The sequence below is a fragment of the Bradyrhizobium sp. 26S5 genome, assembly GCF_036923295.1.
Classification (GTDB): Bacteria; Pseudomonadota; Alphaproteobacteria; order Rhizobiales; family Xanthobacteraceae; genus Bradyrhizobium; species Bradyrhizobium septentrionale.
Window position 1 is genome coordinate 7,885,878 of the sequence record NZ_CP145948.1, and the last position, 14,948, is coordinate 7,900,825.

A 14,948-nucleotide genomic window follows, 5' to 3' on the forward strand; every position below is an offset into this window, starting at 1 on the left:
CGATCACAGATTCGCGGGGGCGGTCTTGTCCTTTGCTGCTGCCGGTTGGACCAACTTGCCCGCCACCGCCTCGACCTCGGACGCCACAAGATCGGGCACAGCGTACTGCACCATATGACCAACGCCCGGCATCACGATGAGCTTGGCGTTCGGCGCCGTGGCTGCAAGCGGCCGCGAATGGATGCGGGTCGAGACCGTCTTGTCGACGTCGCCCGCAATGATTGTGACCTGTGCCTTGATCTCCGCGTAGCGCGGCGCCTGCTCGACGACGGCGGCCTTCAGCGTGACGAGGTCGCGTGCATTGGCGATGAACTCGCGCGGGCGCAGCAGGAGCAATGTCGCGCTGTCGCGGACGAAATCGTCCGGCATCTCTTGCGGCGCGAACACGCCGCGCGAGCCTGAATTGGCGACGAGATAACCGAGCGGCAGCGTGACCGTGTGCGCCAGCATCGGCCCGATCAGCGGCGTCGAAATCACGTCATTGTAGCGGCCGGCGCCGCCGCGCCACGGATAGGCGACGGGGGCGAGCAGCACGAGGCCCGCGACGCGGTCCGGATGATCGAGCGCAATGCGCAGGCCGAGCGCGCCGGCCCAGGAATGCGCCACCACGATCGCCCTGTCGATGCCGAGCCTGGTCAGCGCCTCCATGATCATCCGGCCCTGGACCGCGGGCGTCGAATCCGCGACGCGCTCGCGGGTGCTCCAGCCATGGCCCGGCCGGTCGATCAGGATCACCCGGCGCGTCCTTGCGATGCGATCGCCGAGCGGCTGCATCGCGCGGAGGTTGGAGCTCGCGCCATGCAGCAGCACGACCGGCGGCCCCGCGGCATCGCGCGGGCCGAGCTCGACGACATGCAGCCGCGCGCCGGCCACCTCGATCATGCGGCCCTGAGGCGGAAAGGCGCGCTGGATCAGCGTGACGCCGATTTGCGTTGCCAGGGCCAGCGCCAGCCCTGCGGCCGCCAGCGCGATGATCACGGTTAACATCGAGGGGATCCGAAGGGTGTTGGGCACCTGGTAACTACGAGGTACCTAAAGCCAGGTTTCGCCCGATACTGGATTTGCGTCCTCCCGAGCATGCTTTTGTCCGGAAAGCCAATTGTCGATTTTCCCGGTCGCGCCCCGGCGCGGAGTTGTCCACAGCACGCCCAGCCTGTGGATAGCGGGTTCATACCGGCGTCATTAGTAATTTCATAGTTTGGCGGTGGCAATTTCGCCATCAGGCGCGAGGCTTCATCCAAACCGGGACGCACCCGGAAACACTTCTTGGCTTGTGCACAAGATCCACAGGAACCTGCGTCCGCACGACGAGTTCAACGGGAAGTAATCGGAGGAGTACCATGATTTCCGACCCTAGCGATGCGGACATCGATCAGATCGTGGCGAGCTGCAATGGCGACCTGCGCGGTGCGCTGAAGGCGCTGTTGCTCGTGAACGAGCACCTGGAAGCCGAGCTTCAGCAATTCTATGCTGCCGTGGCCGAGGACTGCGCGTCCCGCGGCAAATTCCTGCACTAGCCTCCTGCGCGGGACCGTATCGCGGGCAAGTCCCAGCTCGCGAGTCACGTGCCCATTCGCGGCCATCCGACCGCGATCGCGATCAATCGCACGCAATCAGATGTCGCGGCCTTCGACCTTCTCGGTCAGCTGCTTGACGATCTGCGGCACTTTCTCGAGGTAGGGATCGACAGCCAGCGCCTTGCGGAAGGCGTTCAGGGCGCGCTTTTCGTCGCCCATGTCCTGCATGATCATGCCGACGCCCGCCAGCGCGCCGAAATGGCGGGGCTCACGGGTCAGCACCTGCTGCAGGTCTGCGAGCGAACGGACGTAGTCGTTCTTCAAATAGTAGATCGTCGCACGCCGGTTCCAGGCCTCGACATAGTCGGGCCGGAGCTTGATCACCGCGTCCAGCAGCTGCAGCGCGACATCGATGTTCTGGGCGTCGATCGCGGCCTTGGCGCGCACCATCAGTAGCGCCGCGGTATCGCTCGGGGTTTGCAGCCACAGCGCCCAGATCCGCGCCTCGACATGGCGGGCACTGTCCTCATCGGGCGCGGCCTTCAGCGCGCCGAACAGGAAATCCAGCCCGCGGGTGCGGTCGGCCGGCACCTTCGGCAGCTTGGTCGGCGCTTCCGGCAGTTTCTTCTGGGCCCGCGGCGGCGGGACCACCCGGGGATCGTCCTGCGCGGCGGCCGCGCCAGGCAAAGTCAAAACAGGTCCGGCCAGAAGCGCGGCGATCAAGATCGCCAGCCGGCGGTTGGGGGGGCCAAAGAAGTTTAATCCCATGACCGAAGTCTAGACGCACAACGCCGCACTGCAAAGCAGCACGGCGTCAAAGACCTGTGAAAGAGATGTGTTGGATCAGCGCAGCGGGCCGATCCGCGCCGAAATCAACCCTGGCGCGCCTTGAAACGGCGCTGGACCTTGTTGATCACGTAGACGCGGCCCTTGCGGCGGACCAGACGGTTGTTGCGATGGCGGCCGCGCAGCGACTTCAGCGAGTTACGGACCTTCATGGGACAATCCTGTTACTTCGAAAGGCCCGTGTTGGAGGCCGTGCCTGATCAATGCCGAAAGGTGGCAAAATGGGATCTATCCCGACAAGCGGCCAACCGCCCGGGACGGCCGCCTTCTAAGCCATCGGACCGTTAAATGTCAACCGAGACGGGCCGATTTTCGGCCCGTGCCCGGCATGGAACGGGCTTTTGGCTCCCAGCCATGCCATTGAGATCGCTTTGGAAACGGCGGCAAGCGCGATTATCCTGTACCGCGATCCCGTCCGCCGTCACATCATGTCTGCAGCGGCGCGAGAGCGAATCGTGCGTTCCCACCCGGCTGAAGCCCACCGCACGCCACCGACCGGACCGGACCGGACCGGACCGGGAGTTTGCGGCTGCGACCCAACCTCGCACATCCGGCCTTCCCAAACACCAGCGCGCTTGCGAAAATCGTTATATCCTATAATTATTTTCCATCGCCAACAAACCGGCCGCCGGGGAAACCGCAATGCCCAAGCTCAAACTGCCCGACATCGAAAAGGTCACAGCGATCGACATCCACACCCATGCCGAGGAGCCGTGCGGCATGCATGGCGACGACGGCTATGACGACTTCCAGGCGCAGATGGCCGATTACTTCAAATCGCCGCACAAGCATCCGCCGACCGTGCCGGAGACCGCGGCCTACTACCGCGCCAAGAACATCGCCGCGGTGATCTTCCCGGTCGATGCCGAGCGCGAGACCGGCTTCCGCCGCTATAAAAATGAAGAGATGCTGGAGATTGCCTCCGATCATCTCGACGTCTTGATCCCGTTCGTCTCGATCGACCCGCACAAGGGCAAGCTCGGCGTCCGCGAGGCGCGCAAGCTGATCGAGGAATACGGCGTCCGCGGCTTCAAATTCCATCCGACCATGCAGGGCTTCTACGCCAACGACCGCATGGCCTATCCGCTCTATGAGGCGATCAATGAGGGCGGCGCGATCGCGCTGTTCCACACCGGCCAGACCGGCGTCGGCTCGGGCATGCCAGGCGGCATGGGAATGCGGCTGAAATATTCCAACCCGATGTACATGGACGACGTCGCGGCCGACTTCCCCGACCTCAAGATCATCCTCGCGCATCCTTCCTTCCCCTGGCAGGAAGAGGCGCTGTCGGTCGCGACCCACAAGCCGAACGTCTATATCGACCTCTCCGGCTGGTCGCCGAAATATTTCCCGCCGATCCTGGTGCGCTACATCAACTCGATCCTGCAGGACAAGATGCTGTTCGGCTCCGACTGGCCTGTCATCACGCCGGACCGCTGGCTCGCCGATTTTGCAAAACTCGACATCCGCGAGGAGATCCGCCCCAAAGTCCTGAAATCCAACGCGCGCAAGATTTTGGGGATTTAAGGGAGTATCATCGGCCGCACGCTTGCGGGGCGGCCGATGACGAACTGCGCCGGACTTGCCACCGTCCTCGCCGTGCTCCTGATCGGAAGCGCGGGCGGCAAGCCTGCGGCGACAGCCGAAGCGCCTTCCGTGCTGGTCGAGTTCGAAAGCCCGCTTGCGAGCGCGCAGCCGCTGCAGGGCCTGTTGCGGCGGCCGGAGCGACCGGGTCTCCTGCCCGCCGTGGTGTTGCTGCACGGCTGCAGCGGGCAGTGGCGGGAACTCGACGAGCGCTGGGGCAAACGGCTCGCGGCCTGGGGCTATGTCACGCTCACCGTGGACCGGTTCGGCCCGCGCGGCATCAGCGACACCTGCACCGGCGGTGTCCCGGCCGCAACGGTTCACGACGCCTATCGCGCGCTGAGCTTCCTGAGCCGGCAATCCCTGGTCGATCCGACACGCATTGCGGTGATCGGCTTTTCGCAAGGTGGCTGGCTCGCATTGTTGTCGGTCGAGCGCGGCGCGATCGAGGTCAACGCGACGGAAAAATTCCGCGCCGCCGTCGCCTTCTATCCGCGCTGCCTCGGCATCAAGGGCAACATGACCGTGCCGACCCTGATCATGGTCGGCGAACTCGACGACTGGACGCCGGCGCAAGAGTGCCGGAACCTGGCGGAAGGCCACGACGATGACGGCATCTCGCGGCAGCAGGGCCTCGGCTATCCGATCGAGCTGATCGTCTATCCCGGCGCCCATCACGATTTTGACGTGCCGCAATATCGCACGCCGGGGCGGCTGCTCGGTCATCACCTCGAATTCAACGCGCAGGTCCTCGATCAGTCCATCGACGCTCTCAGGAAATTCCTGTATGCGACCATTGGCGGACAAGAGAAAACCCAATGACCATCAAGGCAATCGTGTTCGACGCCTACGGCACGCTCTACGACGTCCAGTCGGTGGCCGATGTCACCGAGGATGCGTTCCCCGGTTATGGCGACATCATCACGCAGATCTGGCGCCTCAAGCAGCTCGAATATTCCTGGCTGCGCTCGCTGATGCGGCGCTACCAGGATTTCGCTGCCGTCACCCGCGACTCGCTCGCCTACACGCTGCGCTGCCTCGGCCTGCAGTATGACGAAGCGACCTTTGCCCGCATCATCGACAAGTATCAGCATCTCGCGCTGTATCCGGATGCGGTCGCAGCCCTCGAGGCGATGAAGGACAAGAAGCTCGCGATCCTCTCCAACGGCAGCCCTGACATGCTGAATGCGCTGGTGCGCAATTCGGGGATCGACCGCCTGCTCGATGCGACCATCAGCGTCGATGCCCACAAGGTGTTCAAGCCGGCGCCCGAGGCCTACACGCTGATCGAGGAGGTGCTGAACGTGCCACCCGCGGAAGTGCTGTTCATTTCCTCCAATCCGTGGGACGCCTGCGGCGCCAAATCGTTCGGCCTCACCGTTGCCTGGATCGAACGGGTGACGCCGGAAGCGATGGCGCTCGCCTGCGTCGAGAGCGAGACGGTCGCCCCATTGACGATGTTCAAGGCGCTGCGTACCCAGATGGACGAGCTCGGCGTCGTGCCCGATCACCGGATCCACGGTCTCTCCGAACTCCCTGCCCTGGTGTCTGCAAGGTCCTGAACCGTATGAGTCTCGCCTCTGTCCGCGCCTTCTTTGCCGAGAAGGCGCCCGAAATTCCCGTGATCGAATCCACTGTGAGCTCCGCGACCGTCGTGCTGGCGGCGGAGGCCTATGGCGTCGAGCCGGCGCGGATCGCCAAGACGCTGAGCCTGCGCGTCGGCGACCGCGTGGTGCTGATCGTCGCCAGCGGCACGGCGCGGATGGACAACAAGAAGGTGAAGGCGGCGTTCGGCGGCAAGCCGAAGATGCTCGGCCTCGACGAGGTCGCCGAGATCACCGGCCACGAGGTCGGCGGCGTCTGCCCGTTCGGGCTGAAGACGCCGCTGCCGGTCTATTGCGATGTGTCGTTGAAGGCATTCGACGTCGTGGTGCCGGCCGCAGGCTCGACCCACAGCGCGGTGCGCATCACGCCCGACCGGATGGCGGAGCTGACCGCGGCCGAATGGGTCGACGTCTGCGAAGTCCGGTCCCAGACAGAAGTCACTGCCTAAAGCGCGATGAGGTTAAATAGAAGCCCCGACGGGGCTGCGACTCCCTCTCCCGCTTGCGGGGGAGGGCTGGGGTGGGGCTCTCTCCACGAGTCACATTGTGGAGAGAGCCCCCACCCGCATCGCATCTCCGATGCGATGCGACCTCCCCCGCAAGCGGGAGAGGTGAAGCCAGTCTGCCGCAAGGTCGATTCGACCTGACTTCATCAGGCTAGCCGCTAATCCTCATCGTAGTCGGGCGACGGCCGCGGCGGCGCGAGCGGGGCCGGCTGCATCTGCTGCGGCGCGCGTTGCCGCTGTTGCATCTGCGGCTGCGGTGCGCGCCCCTGGGTCTGCGCCTGCTGCGCATTGGACTCGAACACCGCGCGGCAGGAACTGCCAAGCAGCGCCGTGTTCTGCCGCAGGCATGCGACGATCCGGTTGGTGTCGGGAATCTGATCGCTGCACAGGCGCATCACGTCCGGCGTGCACGCCATCTGCTGTTCCCAGGTGCCACGATACTCCTGCGACGACGCAGGCCCCGCAGCGCCGAGGCCGCCGATCGCAATCGCTATGCTCAGGACAATCCGCTCCGTCTGCATGCCAAATGCCCTTGTTTGATTTGATCCGCGCACGCGCGGGTTCCGCGCCGCGATTTGCCTGAAATTGGCAAATGAATGCGGCCAAGGATCGTTCTCGCAGACAACTAAATGTGAAGGCAAGGGAGCCAGGTTCCCTACTCGACCTTGCCGATCTTCTTCACCGCCGCAATCAACCGCGCGCTGTCGTCTGCAACAAATTTTGAAAACTCCGGCGCGTCCAGATAGGCGACGGGACTGCCCGCGGTCTCGAAGGTCTTGATCACCTCCGGCGCCTTGACCGCGTCGGCCATCGCCGCGCGCAGCCGCGTCATGATCGGCGTCGGCAGCGCGGCCTGCGCGAACAATCCCGCCCAGATGTAGAACTCGACGTCCTTGCAGCCGAGCTCCTTGAAGGTCGGCAGATCGGGGAAACTCGCGATCCGCCCGGCGCCCCAATTGGCTAGCACGCGCATCTTGCCGTCTTCGACCTGCTGCTTGAGCGTGCCCGGCGCCGACGCCAACGCCTGCACGGTGCCCGAGAGCAGCGCGGTGAGCGCGGGACCTGCGCCACGGAACGGCACATGCAGCAATTTGATTCCTGCGCTCGCCGCGAACATCTCCATCGCGACATGCAGCGTGCCGTAGGGGCCGGACGAGCCATAGGGGATCTGTCCCGGGCGCTTCTTCGCGTCGTCGACGAACTCCTGCAGCGTTGTCCACGGCGCCGAGGCCGGCACGGCCAACAGCGTCGGGTCCGCAAGCACACGCGCGACCGGCGCGAACTGCGACACTTCGTAGGCAACCGGACGATCGAAAAGCCGGTCGGCCTCCGGCAGCACCGCAAGCGAGGACAAGGTCATCAACAGCGTATAGCCGTCCGCCTCGGCGCGCGCGGCCTGCGCATTGCCGATCGATCCGCCCGCGCCGCCGGCGCGATTGTCGACGATGACAGGCTTGCCGAGGATCCGCTCGAGCGCCAGCGCCACCGGACGCGCCGCGAGATCGGCCTGGCCGCCGGCCGGAAACGGCACGATCATCGTGATGTTGCGGCTGGGATAGGCGGCTTGCGCGAAGGCGGAATTGGCGAGCGCAGTGTGCGCGAGCGGCAAAGCTGCAGCGGCGCGCAGGAGTTCGCGGCGGTTCATCGAGCGTTTCTCCCCGGTCGTCTTTTTTGGCGATCGCAGCCGATCGCGATGCCGCGGTCAAAGCCGCGGCTGGTCGCATCGTGCAGGAGCGGGACGCCGATCTCAAGCGTCCCGCTTGCCGCATCCGATGCGGCCTGACCGACGAGGAGGATCAGGCCTGCCAGATTAGGTCCTAGTGCTTGCGCGACGCCTTCCGCGTCTTTGCGACGGATCGCTTCCTGGCGGCGCCGCGCTTGGTTGCGGTCTTCTTGCTGACAGCGGCGCGGCGGACCGGAGCAGCTGCAGCCGGACGCTTGCGCGCCACCGCCTTCTTGAGCGGTTTCCTGGCCGTATTCCTGGCTGCCTTCTTGGCCCCTTTCTTCGCCGCCTTCTTCGCAGCTTGCGGGCGTGCGCGTCGTGCCGTCGTCGCGCTGCGGCGCCGTGCACCGCCGCTGCCTCCGATCGGAACGATGTGGTCGTCGGCATCCAGCGTGAGCTGCTGGAGCGGATATGCCGGCAGGAAGCTCGGGTCGTTGTAGAGCTTGCTCAAGCTGTCCTGGTCGAACTTGCCGCCCTGCCCGCGGTCCTCGCCGGCGCCGGCGCGCCAGGCGGCCTCCCAGACCCGGGCCAGGGTTTTCGCGCCGTCCTGCATGCAGGCCGCCGTCGCATCCTTCAGCTTCGACCACAGCGTTTCGACCTGGCCGCTGCCCATATGCGAGTTGAACAGGTTGACGATGGTCATCGGCGGCAGCCGCTTCACGGTTCGCTGCATCAGCGCGACCACGGCGACCGCGGCGTCGCGCCCGGTCGGCGTTCCGCCCGGCGCAATCTCCGCGACGTCGCTGGTCCTGGCATCAGGGATCATCTTGATGAGATCCTTGCCGTGGCGGCCGATCATCGTGGTCTCGTACACGCTGTGCACCTTGGCGTGCGACTTGTCGCTCGGATCGAGGCCGTGGTGGAATTGCGAGATGTGCAGCGGCTGGCAGGCATCGCCGATGTAATGCGCGACAATTCCGGCGGCGCAGACGAACTCCAGCTTCTTGTTGGCGGCGGCGTACTCGACCATCTCGTCGAAGATCTGCCAGACCCGGAACGGCAAGGCACCGCGCCGGTCCTCGCCGATCCCCTGGTAATAGTCGTTCCAGACCTTCGGATCGACGTTGCGCGTGGACTCGGCGCAAAGATCGAGCAGCGTCTTTCCGTCGCTGCCCGGCTTGTCCATGTCGGCGAAATGGTTGCTCTCGTCGGTGTGCCGGGTGAAGCGCCAGACCAGGTCGGCGACGTCGGCCAGCGGCGAGAACGTGCCTTTCTGATGCGGCTTGAGGTCCTGCAGCAGCTTGTCGTCGAGGCCGATATTGTCGGAGTTGGCTTCCATCATGGTGGCGAGCTTGGAAAGCTTCGCATCGATCAGGCCGGTCGCGTAGGCGCCGATCTTGACGTGTCCCCATTCGCCCCAATACTCGGTATGACCGGCGTTCCAATCGCCGATCAGCTCGACGTCGAGCTCGCGGCACAGTGTTGCCATGCAGATGCCGAGCGCGACCTGCATCGGGACCTTGCCGCCCGATCCGAACAATTCCTGGCCGCCCCATTCCAGCGCCACAGGGCTGAGGATGCGCGCGCCGCCGGCGTTCTTCTTGGCGTCCGGATCGTCGAGAAACCAGACCGTGCCGGAGTCGCCGGGATAGTTGTTGAGCGGCGTGTCGCCGTCGCGCGGACCGATCACGAAATCGCTGACATACTCCAGGCCGCCGACGGTCTTGTAGCGATAGAACAGGCCAAGGATCTTGCCCTTCATCAAGCCGCTGGTCGCACCGAAGGCAATCAGCGGCTGGTCGATGATGTCGAGACGGAAAGTGCCGACATTGAGATCGACAACGTCGCCGACCTGGCCGACGCCGTAAACCTGCGCGGTCCAGCCCTTGACGTCATCGACGCGGATCAGTCCGGCATCGAGATTGGCCACCACGCGCGAGCCGGGCCAGCCGGGATAGACCTCGCTGAAGGCGCGCTTGCCGAGTTGCAGCGTATCGCTGACTCCGAGACGCCGATCCGTGTTCTTGAAGCCGGCAAAGATCTCGCGTCCGGCCGCGCCGACCACGTGACGGTTGGACAACGCAAACACCGTCTCGCCATTGGTGACCAGACAGCCGATCGAACCGCGATGGATCTTGCCCTGGATCGTGGTTTGAACCGGAAAGCCGCCGCCGACCAGATCGCTCTTGAACACCGGCGGGTCGACGGTGCCGGGGCTTTCCTCGTTCGGATCGACCTTGACCACACAGGTGGGCACGACACGACCATCAGGCAGATACAGGAACGGCGGCACCAGCTGATCCTGCTTCTCCGGATGGTTCTTCAGCTCCGAGCGCTTCATCCAGTCGCGGACAAAGACCAGGATGCAGGGCCACGACCAGTCCTTGACCGACGAATTGAACAGCGTGCGCGGTCCGAGCGCCTGCGGTTTGGAGTGGGCCTTTCTTTCCGTCGCGTTGCGATCGTTGTCGCGGATCAGATAGCGGCCGATCGCAGTGGCGTAGACCGACTGCAGATGGGCGAGATGCACGTGATAGGCCTCGCGGGCATCGAGCAGGTCCTTCACCGACAATGACGTGAAATCATGCTTGGTCAGGTCAATCATCTGGTTCCTCCGAAAATGCGCTTTGTGGCAGCACCGGCTCAGGACGCAGAAATAGACGATCGCAGCCGCCCGCGATCGTGGGTTAGTTCACACAAGTTATACAATTTAAAAGGGATGACACGAATGTGACGGGTCACACGGCCTTCGGCCGGTCCGCGTGCGGAGTTCTATTTCCGCTGAGCGTGCCGCTCTATTTCCGCTGAGCGCGGCCCTCTATTTCCGCTGGGCGCGGCTCTCTATTTGCGCTGCGCGCGCCCTTTGGCGAAATGCCGGGCGAGGAAATCCGCCAGCACCTCGACACGGGCGGGCCGCGGGCCGCCGGGCGGGGTGACGAGATGCACGGCGCCTTCCGGCTGCTTCCAGCCCTTCAGGATCACCTCGACCTCGCCGCTTGCGATCGCATCGCCGACGATGAAGTCGGGCAAATCGGCGATGCCGAGCCCGGCCAGCAGCGCCGGCATCACGGCCTCGCCATTGTTGACCCTGAGCTGGCCGGCGGGCCGCACGCTCGCCTGCTCGCCCGACGCGTTGGTGTAGTGCCAGACGCCCTGGGTCGAGAGATAGGCGTAGCCGAAGCATTTGTGCTCGGCGAGATGCATTGGATGGGTCGGCCGGCCGTGGCGCTTCAGATAGGACGGTGCGGCCACCGTGTAGCGCGGCATGCCGCACAGCCGCCGCGCGATCAGGGACGAATCCGGCAGCCGCGCGATGCGCAGGCCGGCGTCAAAGCCCTCGCCGATCAGATCGACCGTCGCGTCACTCAGATGCAGGTCGATCGCGACCTCCGGATAGGCCTCCATGAACTCGGGCAGCAGCGGCGCCACCGTCTTGATGCCAAAGCTCATCGGCACCGCGAGACGCACCAGGCCGCGCGGCGTGGTCGATTGCGCCAGCGCCTCGTTCTCGGCGGCCTCGCCATCGGCCAACAGCCGCGCGGCGCGCTCCGACAATTTCTGGCCGGCATCGGTCAGCGCCAGCCGCCGCGAGGTGCGGTTGAACAGCCGCGCGCCGAGCCGCTCCTCCAGCCGGCTGACCGCCTTGGACACCGTCGCCTTGGACAACGAGAGCTCGGTCGCGGCCGCCGCAAACGACCGTAACTCCACGACTTTTGCGAAAATCGCGAGCGCCTCGAAGTCCGGAAGTTTCGCCATGGGCCGCTGTCCTGATTGCTCAATAATAGAAACAATGAGTTTCAATAGTTTCTATTTCTATACCACAGCTGGAGGCATATCCAAGTGCCATCAAGTTCAACCGCACTTCAATCGATGGAGAAATCCAATGACCAAGAAGCTCTCGGGCAAGGTTGCCCTCGTCACCGGCGGTTCGCGCGGCATCGGCGCAGCCAGCGCCCGCGCGCTCGCCGCGGAAGGCGCCAACGTCGCGATCAGCTACGTCGCCTCTCCCGAGAAGGCCGAGGCCGTCGTCACTGAACTGAAAGCCAAGGGCATCAACGCCCGCGCCTACAAGGCCGACCAGGCCTCGTCATCCGATGTCGACCAGCTGGTGAAGACGGTCGCCAAGGATTTTGGCCGGCTCGACATCCTCGTCAACAATGCCGGCGTCGCATCCGGCGGTGCGGTCGACGATCCCAAGGCCGATACCACCACGCTCGCCCGCCAGGAAGCGATCAACATCGACGGCGTCATCACCGCGATCCGCGCCGCCTCGAAGCTGATGGGTGAAGGCGGCCGCATCGTCACCGTCGGCTCCATGCTGGCCGACCGCGCCTCGTTCCCGGGCCTTGCCGACTACGTCGCCACCAAGGCGGCCGTCGTTGGCTACACCAAGGGCGCGGCGCGCGACCTCGGACCGCGCGGCATCACCGTGAATGTGGTGCAGCCCGGCTCGATCGACACCGACATGAACCCGAAGGACGGCGGCGAGTTTGCCGAGACGCAACGCTTGCAGCATGCGCTGCAACGCTTCGGGCGGCCGGAGGAAGTCGCGGCCGGCGTCGTGTTCCTTGCGAGCCCGGACGCCTCGTTCGTGACCGGCACCGTGCTCAACGTCGACGGCGGCTTCGGCGCCTGATCGCAGAATTTTCTGGAGACGCCGGGTGAAGCCCACCCGGCCGCTCCGCAACATCGAAAATCAAAGAGGAATAACCATGATCGAACTGAGACCATTTGCTGAGCTTGGCGGTGCCGACCACGGTTGGCTGAAGGCGAAGCATCACTTCTCGTTTGCGAGCTACTACGATCCCGACAATGTGAGCCACGGCGCGCTCCGGGTGTGGAACGATGACGAGATCGCACCCAACTCCGGCTTCCCGGCGCATCCGCATGCCAACATGGAGATCATCACCTATGTCCGCGAAGGCGCGATCACGCACCAGGACTCGCTCGGCAACAAGGGACGCACCGAAGCCGGTGACGTTCAGGTGATGAGCGCCGGCAGCGGCATCCGCCACTCCGAGTACAATCTGGAACCGTCGAAGACCAAGATCTTCCAGATCTGGATCGAGCCGACGACGAAGGGCGGCCATCCGACCTGGGGCTCAAAGCCGTTCCCGAAGGCGGACCGCTCGGGCAAGCTCGTCACCATCGCCTCCGGTATTGACGGCGACAACGACGCGCTCCCCATCCGCGCCAACGCGCGGGTGCTCGCCACCACGCTGAAGGCCGGCGAGAGCGCGGAATATTCCGCCGACAAGGCCCGTCACCTCTACCTGGTGCCGGCGGCCGGCAGCATCGAGGTCAACGGCGTCCGCGTCAATGCACGCGACGGTGCCGCGATCCGCGACGAGGCCAAGCTGAAGATCACCGCGCTCGAAGATGCCGAGCTGGTGCTGGTCGACGCCGCCTGATCACCACTCACCCATGCGCGGACGGGTGTCCGCGCATGCCCCTCCCCCAAACCAACTCCCCGATCCTCAACCTAAAAGGAGGCCATCATGGCCAAGGTTCTCGTCCTCTATTACTCCGCCTACGGTCACATCGAAGCCATGGCGAATGCCGTCGCGGAAGGCGCGCGCGAAGCCGGCGCCACCGTCGACATCAAGCGCGTGCCCGAGCTCGTGCCGGCCGAAGTCGCGAAAGCCTCGTACTACAAGCTCGACCAGGCCGCGCCGGTCGCAGAGATCAACGATCTCGCCAACTACGATGCGATCATCGTGGGCACCGGCACCCGCTTCGGCCGAATGGCCTCGCAGATGGCCAACTTCCTCGACCAGGCCGGCGGGCTGTGGCTCAAGGGCGCGCTGAACGGCAAGGTCGGTGGCGCCTTCACCTCGAGCGCGACCCAGCATGGCGGCCAGGAGACCACGCTGTTCTCGATCATCACCAACCTCCTGCATTTCGGCATGACGGTGATCGGATTGAACTACGGTTTCGCGGGTCAGATGAAGCTCGACGAGGTCACCGGCGGCGCGCCCTACGGCGCCACCACCATCACCGGCGGCGACGGCAGCCGCCAGCCGAGCGAGAATGAGCTCGCCGGCGCACGCTACCAGGGCCGCGCGATCGCGGAGGCTGCCAGGAAACTGCACGGCTAAGCTCCACGGCCAAGCCTCACGGTTGGGTTTCACGCCTGGCTGGAGGGCTATGCGATAGGGCGGCAGTCGCTGAAGATTGCCGCCCAATCTGCTGCTTTTGGAAGCGATGATTCCCGAGGTCATCGGGACTATTTTCGTGATATGCCGCAAGGCTTCTTGTCGGCGCAGCCCTGGGGTTTGCCATGACCAACACACAGAAGACCCGCTGGCCGGAACTGCCGACCGCGGCGTGGCGCGACAGCTGCGCTACGGTCCAGCTCTTCACCCAGATCGCCGGCAAGATCCGGCTGGCGAAATCGCCCTGGCTCAATCACTCCTGGCACGTCACGCTCTATGTCACGGCGCGCGGGCTGACGACCTCGCCGATCCCCGACGGCGACCGCACGTTCCAGATCGACTTCGATTTTATCAATCACATGCTCCGCATCTCGACCAGCGACGGTACCGAGCGGCAATTCGCGCTGGCCGGTCAATCGGTCGCGAGCTTCTACGCGGCGACCACGACCAATCTGAAGGACCTGGGAATCGACGTCGTCATTGACGAGATACCGAACGAAGTCGCCGACCCGATCCGCTTTTCTCAGGATACGCAGCATGCCTCGTACGACGCGGATGCCGTGCGCCGCTTTCACCAGATCCTTGTGAACTGCGACCGCGTGTTCAAGCAATTCCGGACCGGCTTTCTCGGCAAGGCGAGCCCGGTGCACTTCTTCTGGGGCAGCTTTGATCTCGCGGTGACGCGCTTCTCCGGCAGGACGGCACCGCGGCATCCCGGCGGTGTGCCGCATTTACCCGACGAGGTGGCGCACGAAGCCTATTCGCACGAAGTGAGCAGCGCCGGCTTCTGGCCAGGCGGCGGCGCAGTCGATTATCCCGCATTCTATTCCTACGCCTATCCGGAACCCGCGGGCTATCGCAGCACGCCGGTGCGGCCCGACGCTGCATTCTTCAGCGAGGCACTCGGCGAATTCATCCTGCCCTATGATGCCGTGCGGACGGCTGCAGATCCGGACAAGGCGCTGCTCGAATTCCTGCAATCGAGCTATGAGGCGGCGGCCATCAACGCCAACTGGGACCGTGCTGCACTGGAATGCGCACAGGGCCAGCCGGGCGTGGTCAGGGGGGCCTAG

At 64.8% G+C, this 14,948-nt stretch carries 16 protein-coding genes; 9 read left to right on the top strand and 7 right to left on the bottom strand.

Features of this window, described 5'->3' with window-relative positions; translation table 11 throughout:
- Positions 1-3: 3 nt before the first annotated feature.
- Positions 4-987 carry an alpha/beta hydrolase gene (locus tag V5279_RS37205; RefSeq protein ID WP_338691901.1) on the bottom strand — a complete coding sequence of 328 codons (984 nt, stop codon included), beginning with the start codon at positions 985-987 and terminating at the stop codon, positions 4-6.
- A gap of 353 nt (positions 988-1,340) precedes the next feature.
- Here V5279_RS37205 and V5279_RS37210 point away from each other — a divergent pair, with 353 nt between their 5' ends.
- The gene (locus V5279_RS37210) at positions 1,341-1,517 is read left to right on the top strand and encodes a hypothetical protein (protein ID WP_338691902.1); all 177 of its coding nucleotides are present in this window, start codon (positions 1,341-1,343) and stop codon (positions 1,515-1,517) included.
- 96 nt (positions 1,518-1,613) lie between these two features.
- Here the strand turns inward: V5279_RS37210 and V5279_RS37215 are convergent, their stop codons facing one another.
- Both V5279_RS37215 and ykgO read right to left on the bottom strand, forming a co-directional pair.
- Positions 1,614-2,285, bottom strand: a complete 672-nt coding sequence (locus V5279_RS37215; RefSeq protein ID WP_338691903.1) for a tetratricopeptide repeat protein — start codon at positions 2,283-2,285, stop codon at positions 1,614-1,616.
- 104 nt (positions 2,286-2,389) lie between these two features.
- Positions 2,390-2,515: a type B 50S ribosomal protein L36 gene (gene ykgO / locus V5279_RS37220; RefSeq protein WP_002718645.1), complete on the bottom strand. Its 126-nt coding sequence runs from the start codon at positions 2,513-2,515 to the stop codon at positions 2,390-2,392.
- A 490-nt stretch (positions 2,516-3,005) separates the two neighbouring features.
- On the opposite strand from ykgO, the gene V5279_RS37225 reads away from it, so the two are divergent.
- The 4 genes from V5279_RS37225 to V5279_RS37240 are packed head-to-tail and all read left to right on the top strand — an operon-like array spanning position 3,006 to position 6,000.
- Positions 3,006-3,890, top strand: a complete 885-nt coding sequence (locus tag V5279_RS37225; protein WP_166298792.1) for an amidohydrolase family protein — start codon at positions 3,006-3,008, stop codon at positions 3,888-3,890.
- Between the two features lie 36 nt (positions 3,891-3,926).
- Positions 3,927-4,769 carry a dienelactone hydrolase family protein gene (locus V5279_RS37230; RefSeq protein WP_166298793.1) on the top strand — a complete coding sequence of 281 codons (843 nt, stop codon included), beginning with the start codon at positions 3,927-3,929 and terminating at the stop codon, positions 4,767-4,769.
- A complete protein-coding gene (locus tag V5279_RS37235; RefSeq protein WP_166298794.1) occupies positions 4,766-5,509 on the top strand; it encodes a haloacid dehalogenase type II in 744 nt (247 codons plus the stop codon). The genes V5279_RS37230 and V5279_RS37235 overlap by 4 nt, the downstream gene beginning before the upstream one ends.
- 5 nt (positions 5,510-5,514) lie before the next feature.
- The gene (locus tag V5279_RS37240) at positions 5,515-6,000 is read left to right on the top strand and encodes a YbaK/EbsC family protein (RefSeq protein WP_166298795.1); all 486 of its coding nucleotides are present in this window, start codon (positions 5,515-5,517) and stop codon (positions 5,998-6,000) included.
- A 215-nt stretch (positions 6,001-6,215) separates the two neighbouring features.
- Here V5279_RS37240 and V5279_RS37245 read toward each other — a convergent pair whose 3' ends face one another.
- The 4 genes from V5279_RS37245 to V5279_RS37260 form a co-directional block, all read right to left on the bottom strand.
- Positions 6,216-6,578 (bottom strand): hypothetical protein, encoded by a 363-nt coding sequence (locus tag V5279_RS37245; RefSeq protein ID WP_166298796.1) that lies wholly within the window; start codon positions 6,576-6,578, stop codon positions 6,216-6,218.
- 134 nt (positions 6,579-6,712) lie between these two features.
- Complete coding sequence (locus V5279_RS37250; protein WP_338691904.1) at positions 6,713-7,702, bottom strand: tripartite tricarboxylate transporter substrate binding protein; 990 nt, start codon at positions 7,700-7,702, stop codon at positions 6,713-6,715.
- Between the two features lie 172 nt (positions 7,703-7,874).
- On the bottom strand, positions 7,875-10,325 hold the full coding sequence (locus V5279_RS37255) for a hypothetical protein (RefSeq protein ID WP_338691905.1): 2,451 nt from the start codon (positions 10,323-10,325) through the stop codon (positions 7,875-7,877).
- Between the two features lie 236 nt (positions 10,326-10,561).
- Positions 10,562-11,476: a LysR family transcriptional regulator gene (locus tag V5279_RS37260; RefSeq protein ID WP_338691906.1), complete on the bottom strand. Its 915-nt coding sequence runs from the start codon at positions 11,474-11,476 to the stop codon at positions 10,562-10,564.
- 127 nt (positions 11,477-11,603) lie between these two features.
- Between V5279_RS37260 and V5279_RS37265 the strand changes: the two genes are divergently transcribed.
- The 4 genes from V5279_RS37265 to V5279_RS37280 all read left to right on the top strand — a co-directional run bounded on the left by V5279_RS37265 (position 11,604) and on the right by V5279_RS37280 (position 14,948).
- On the top strand, positions 11,604-12,356 hold the full coding sequence (locus V5279_RS37265) for an SDR family NAD(P)-dependent oxidoreductase (RefSeq protein WP_029079271.1): 753 nt from the start codon (positions 11,604-11,606) through the stop codon (positions 12,354-12,356).
- A gap of 76 nt (positions 12,357-12,432) precedes the next feature.
- Complete coding sequence (locus V5279_RS37270) at positions 12,433-13,131, top strand: pirin family protein (RefSeq protein ID WP_338691907.1); 699 nt, start codon at positions 12,433-12,435, stop codon at positions 13,129-13,131.
- An 87-nt stretch (positions 13,132-13,218) separates the two neighbouring features.
- Positions 13,219-13,818: an NAD(P)H:quinone oxidoreductase gene (wrbA, locus tag V5279_RS37275; RefSeq protein ID WP_338691908.1), complete on the top strand. Its 600-nt coding sequence runs from the start codon at positions 13,219-13,221 to the stop codon at positions 13,816-13,818.
- A 182-nt stretch (positions 13,819-14,000) separates the two neighbouring features.
- The gene (locus V5279_RS37280; RefSeq protein WP_338691909.1) at positions 14,001-14,948 is read left to right on the top strand and encodes a DUF5996 family protein; all 948 of its coding nucleotides are present in this window, start codon (positions 14,001-14,003) and stop codon (positions 14,946-14,948) included.

Coding starts and splice junctions, on each gene's coding strand:
- V5279_RS37205 (WP_338691901.1), bottom strand. CDS start 987: ATGTTAACCGTGATCATCGCGCTGGCGGCCGCAGGGCTGGCGCTGGCC.
- V5279_RS37210 (WP_338691902.1), top strand. CDS start 1,341: ATGATTTCCGACCCTAGCGATGCGGACATCGATCAGATCGTGGCGAGC.
- V5279_RS37215 (WP_338691903.1), bottom strand. CDS start 2,285: ATGGGATTAAACTTCTTTGGCCCCCCCAACCGCCGGCTGGCGATCTTG.
- ykgO (WP_002718645.1), bottom strand. CDS start 2,515: ATGAAGGTCCGTAACTCGCTGAAGTCGCTGCGCGGCCGCCATCGCAAC.
- V5279_RS37225 (WP_166298792.1), top strand. CDS start 3,006: ATGCCCAAGCTCAAACTGCCCGACATCGAAAAGGTCACAGCGATCGAC.
- V5279_RS37230 (WP_166298793.1), top strand. CDS start 3,927: ATGACGAACTGCGCCGGACTTGCCACCGTCCTCGCCGTGCTCCTGATC.
- V5279_RS37235 (WP_166298794.1), top strand. CDS start 4,766: ATGACCATCAAGGCAATCGTGTTCGACGCCTACGGCACGCTCTACGAC.
- V5279_RS37240 (WP_166298795.1), top strand. CDS start 5,515: ATGAGTCTCGCCTCTGTCCGCGCCTTCTTTGCCGAGAAGGCGCCCGAA.
- V5279_RS37245 (WP_166298796.1), bottom strand. CDS start 6,578: ATGCAGACGGAGCGGATTGTCCTGAGCATAGCGATTGCGATCGGCGGC.
- V5279_RS37250 (WP_338691904.1), bottom strand. CDS start 7,702: ATGAACCGCCGCGAACTCCTGCGCGCCGCTGCAGCTTTGCCGCTCGCG.
- V5279_RS37255 (WP_338691905.1), bottom strand. CDS start 10,325: ATGATTGACCTGACCAAGCATGATTTCACGTCATTGTCGGTGAAGGAC.
- V5279_RS37260 (WP_338691906.1), bottom strand. CDS start 11,476: ATGGCGAAACTTCCGGACTTCGAGGCGCTCGCGATTTTCGCAAAAGTC.
- V5279_RS37265 (WP_029079271.1), top strand. CDS start 11,604: ATGACCAAGAAGCTCTCGGGCAAGGTTGCCCTCGTCACCGGCGGTTCG.
- V5279_RS37270 (WP_338691907.1), top strand. CDS start 12,433: ATGATCGAACTGAGACCATTTGCTGAGCTTGGCGGTGCCGACCACGGT.
- wrbA (WP_338691908.1), top strand. CDS start 13,219: ATGGCCAAGGTTCTCGTCCTCTATTACTCCGCCTACGGTCACATCGAA.
- V5279_RS37280 (WP_338691909.1), top strand. CDS start 14,001: ATGACCAACACACAGAAGACCCGCTGGCCGGAACTGCCGACCGCGGCG.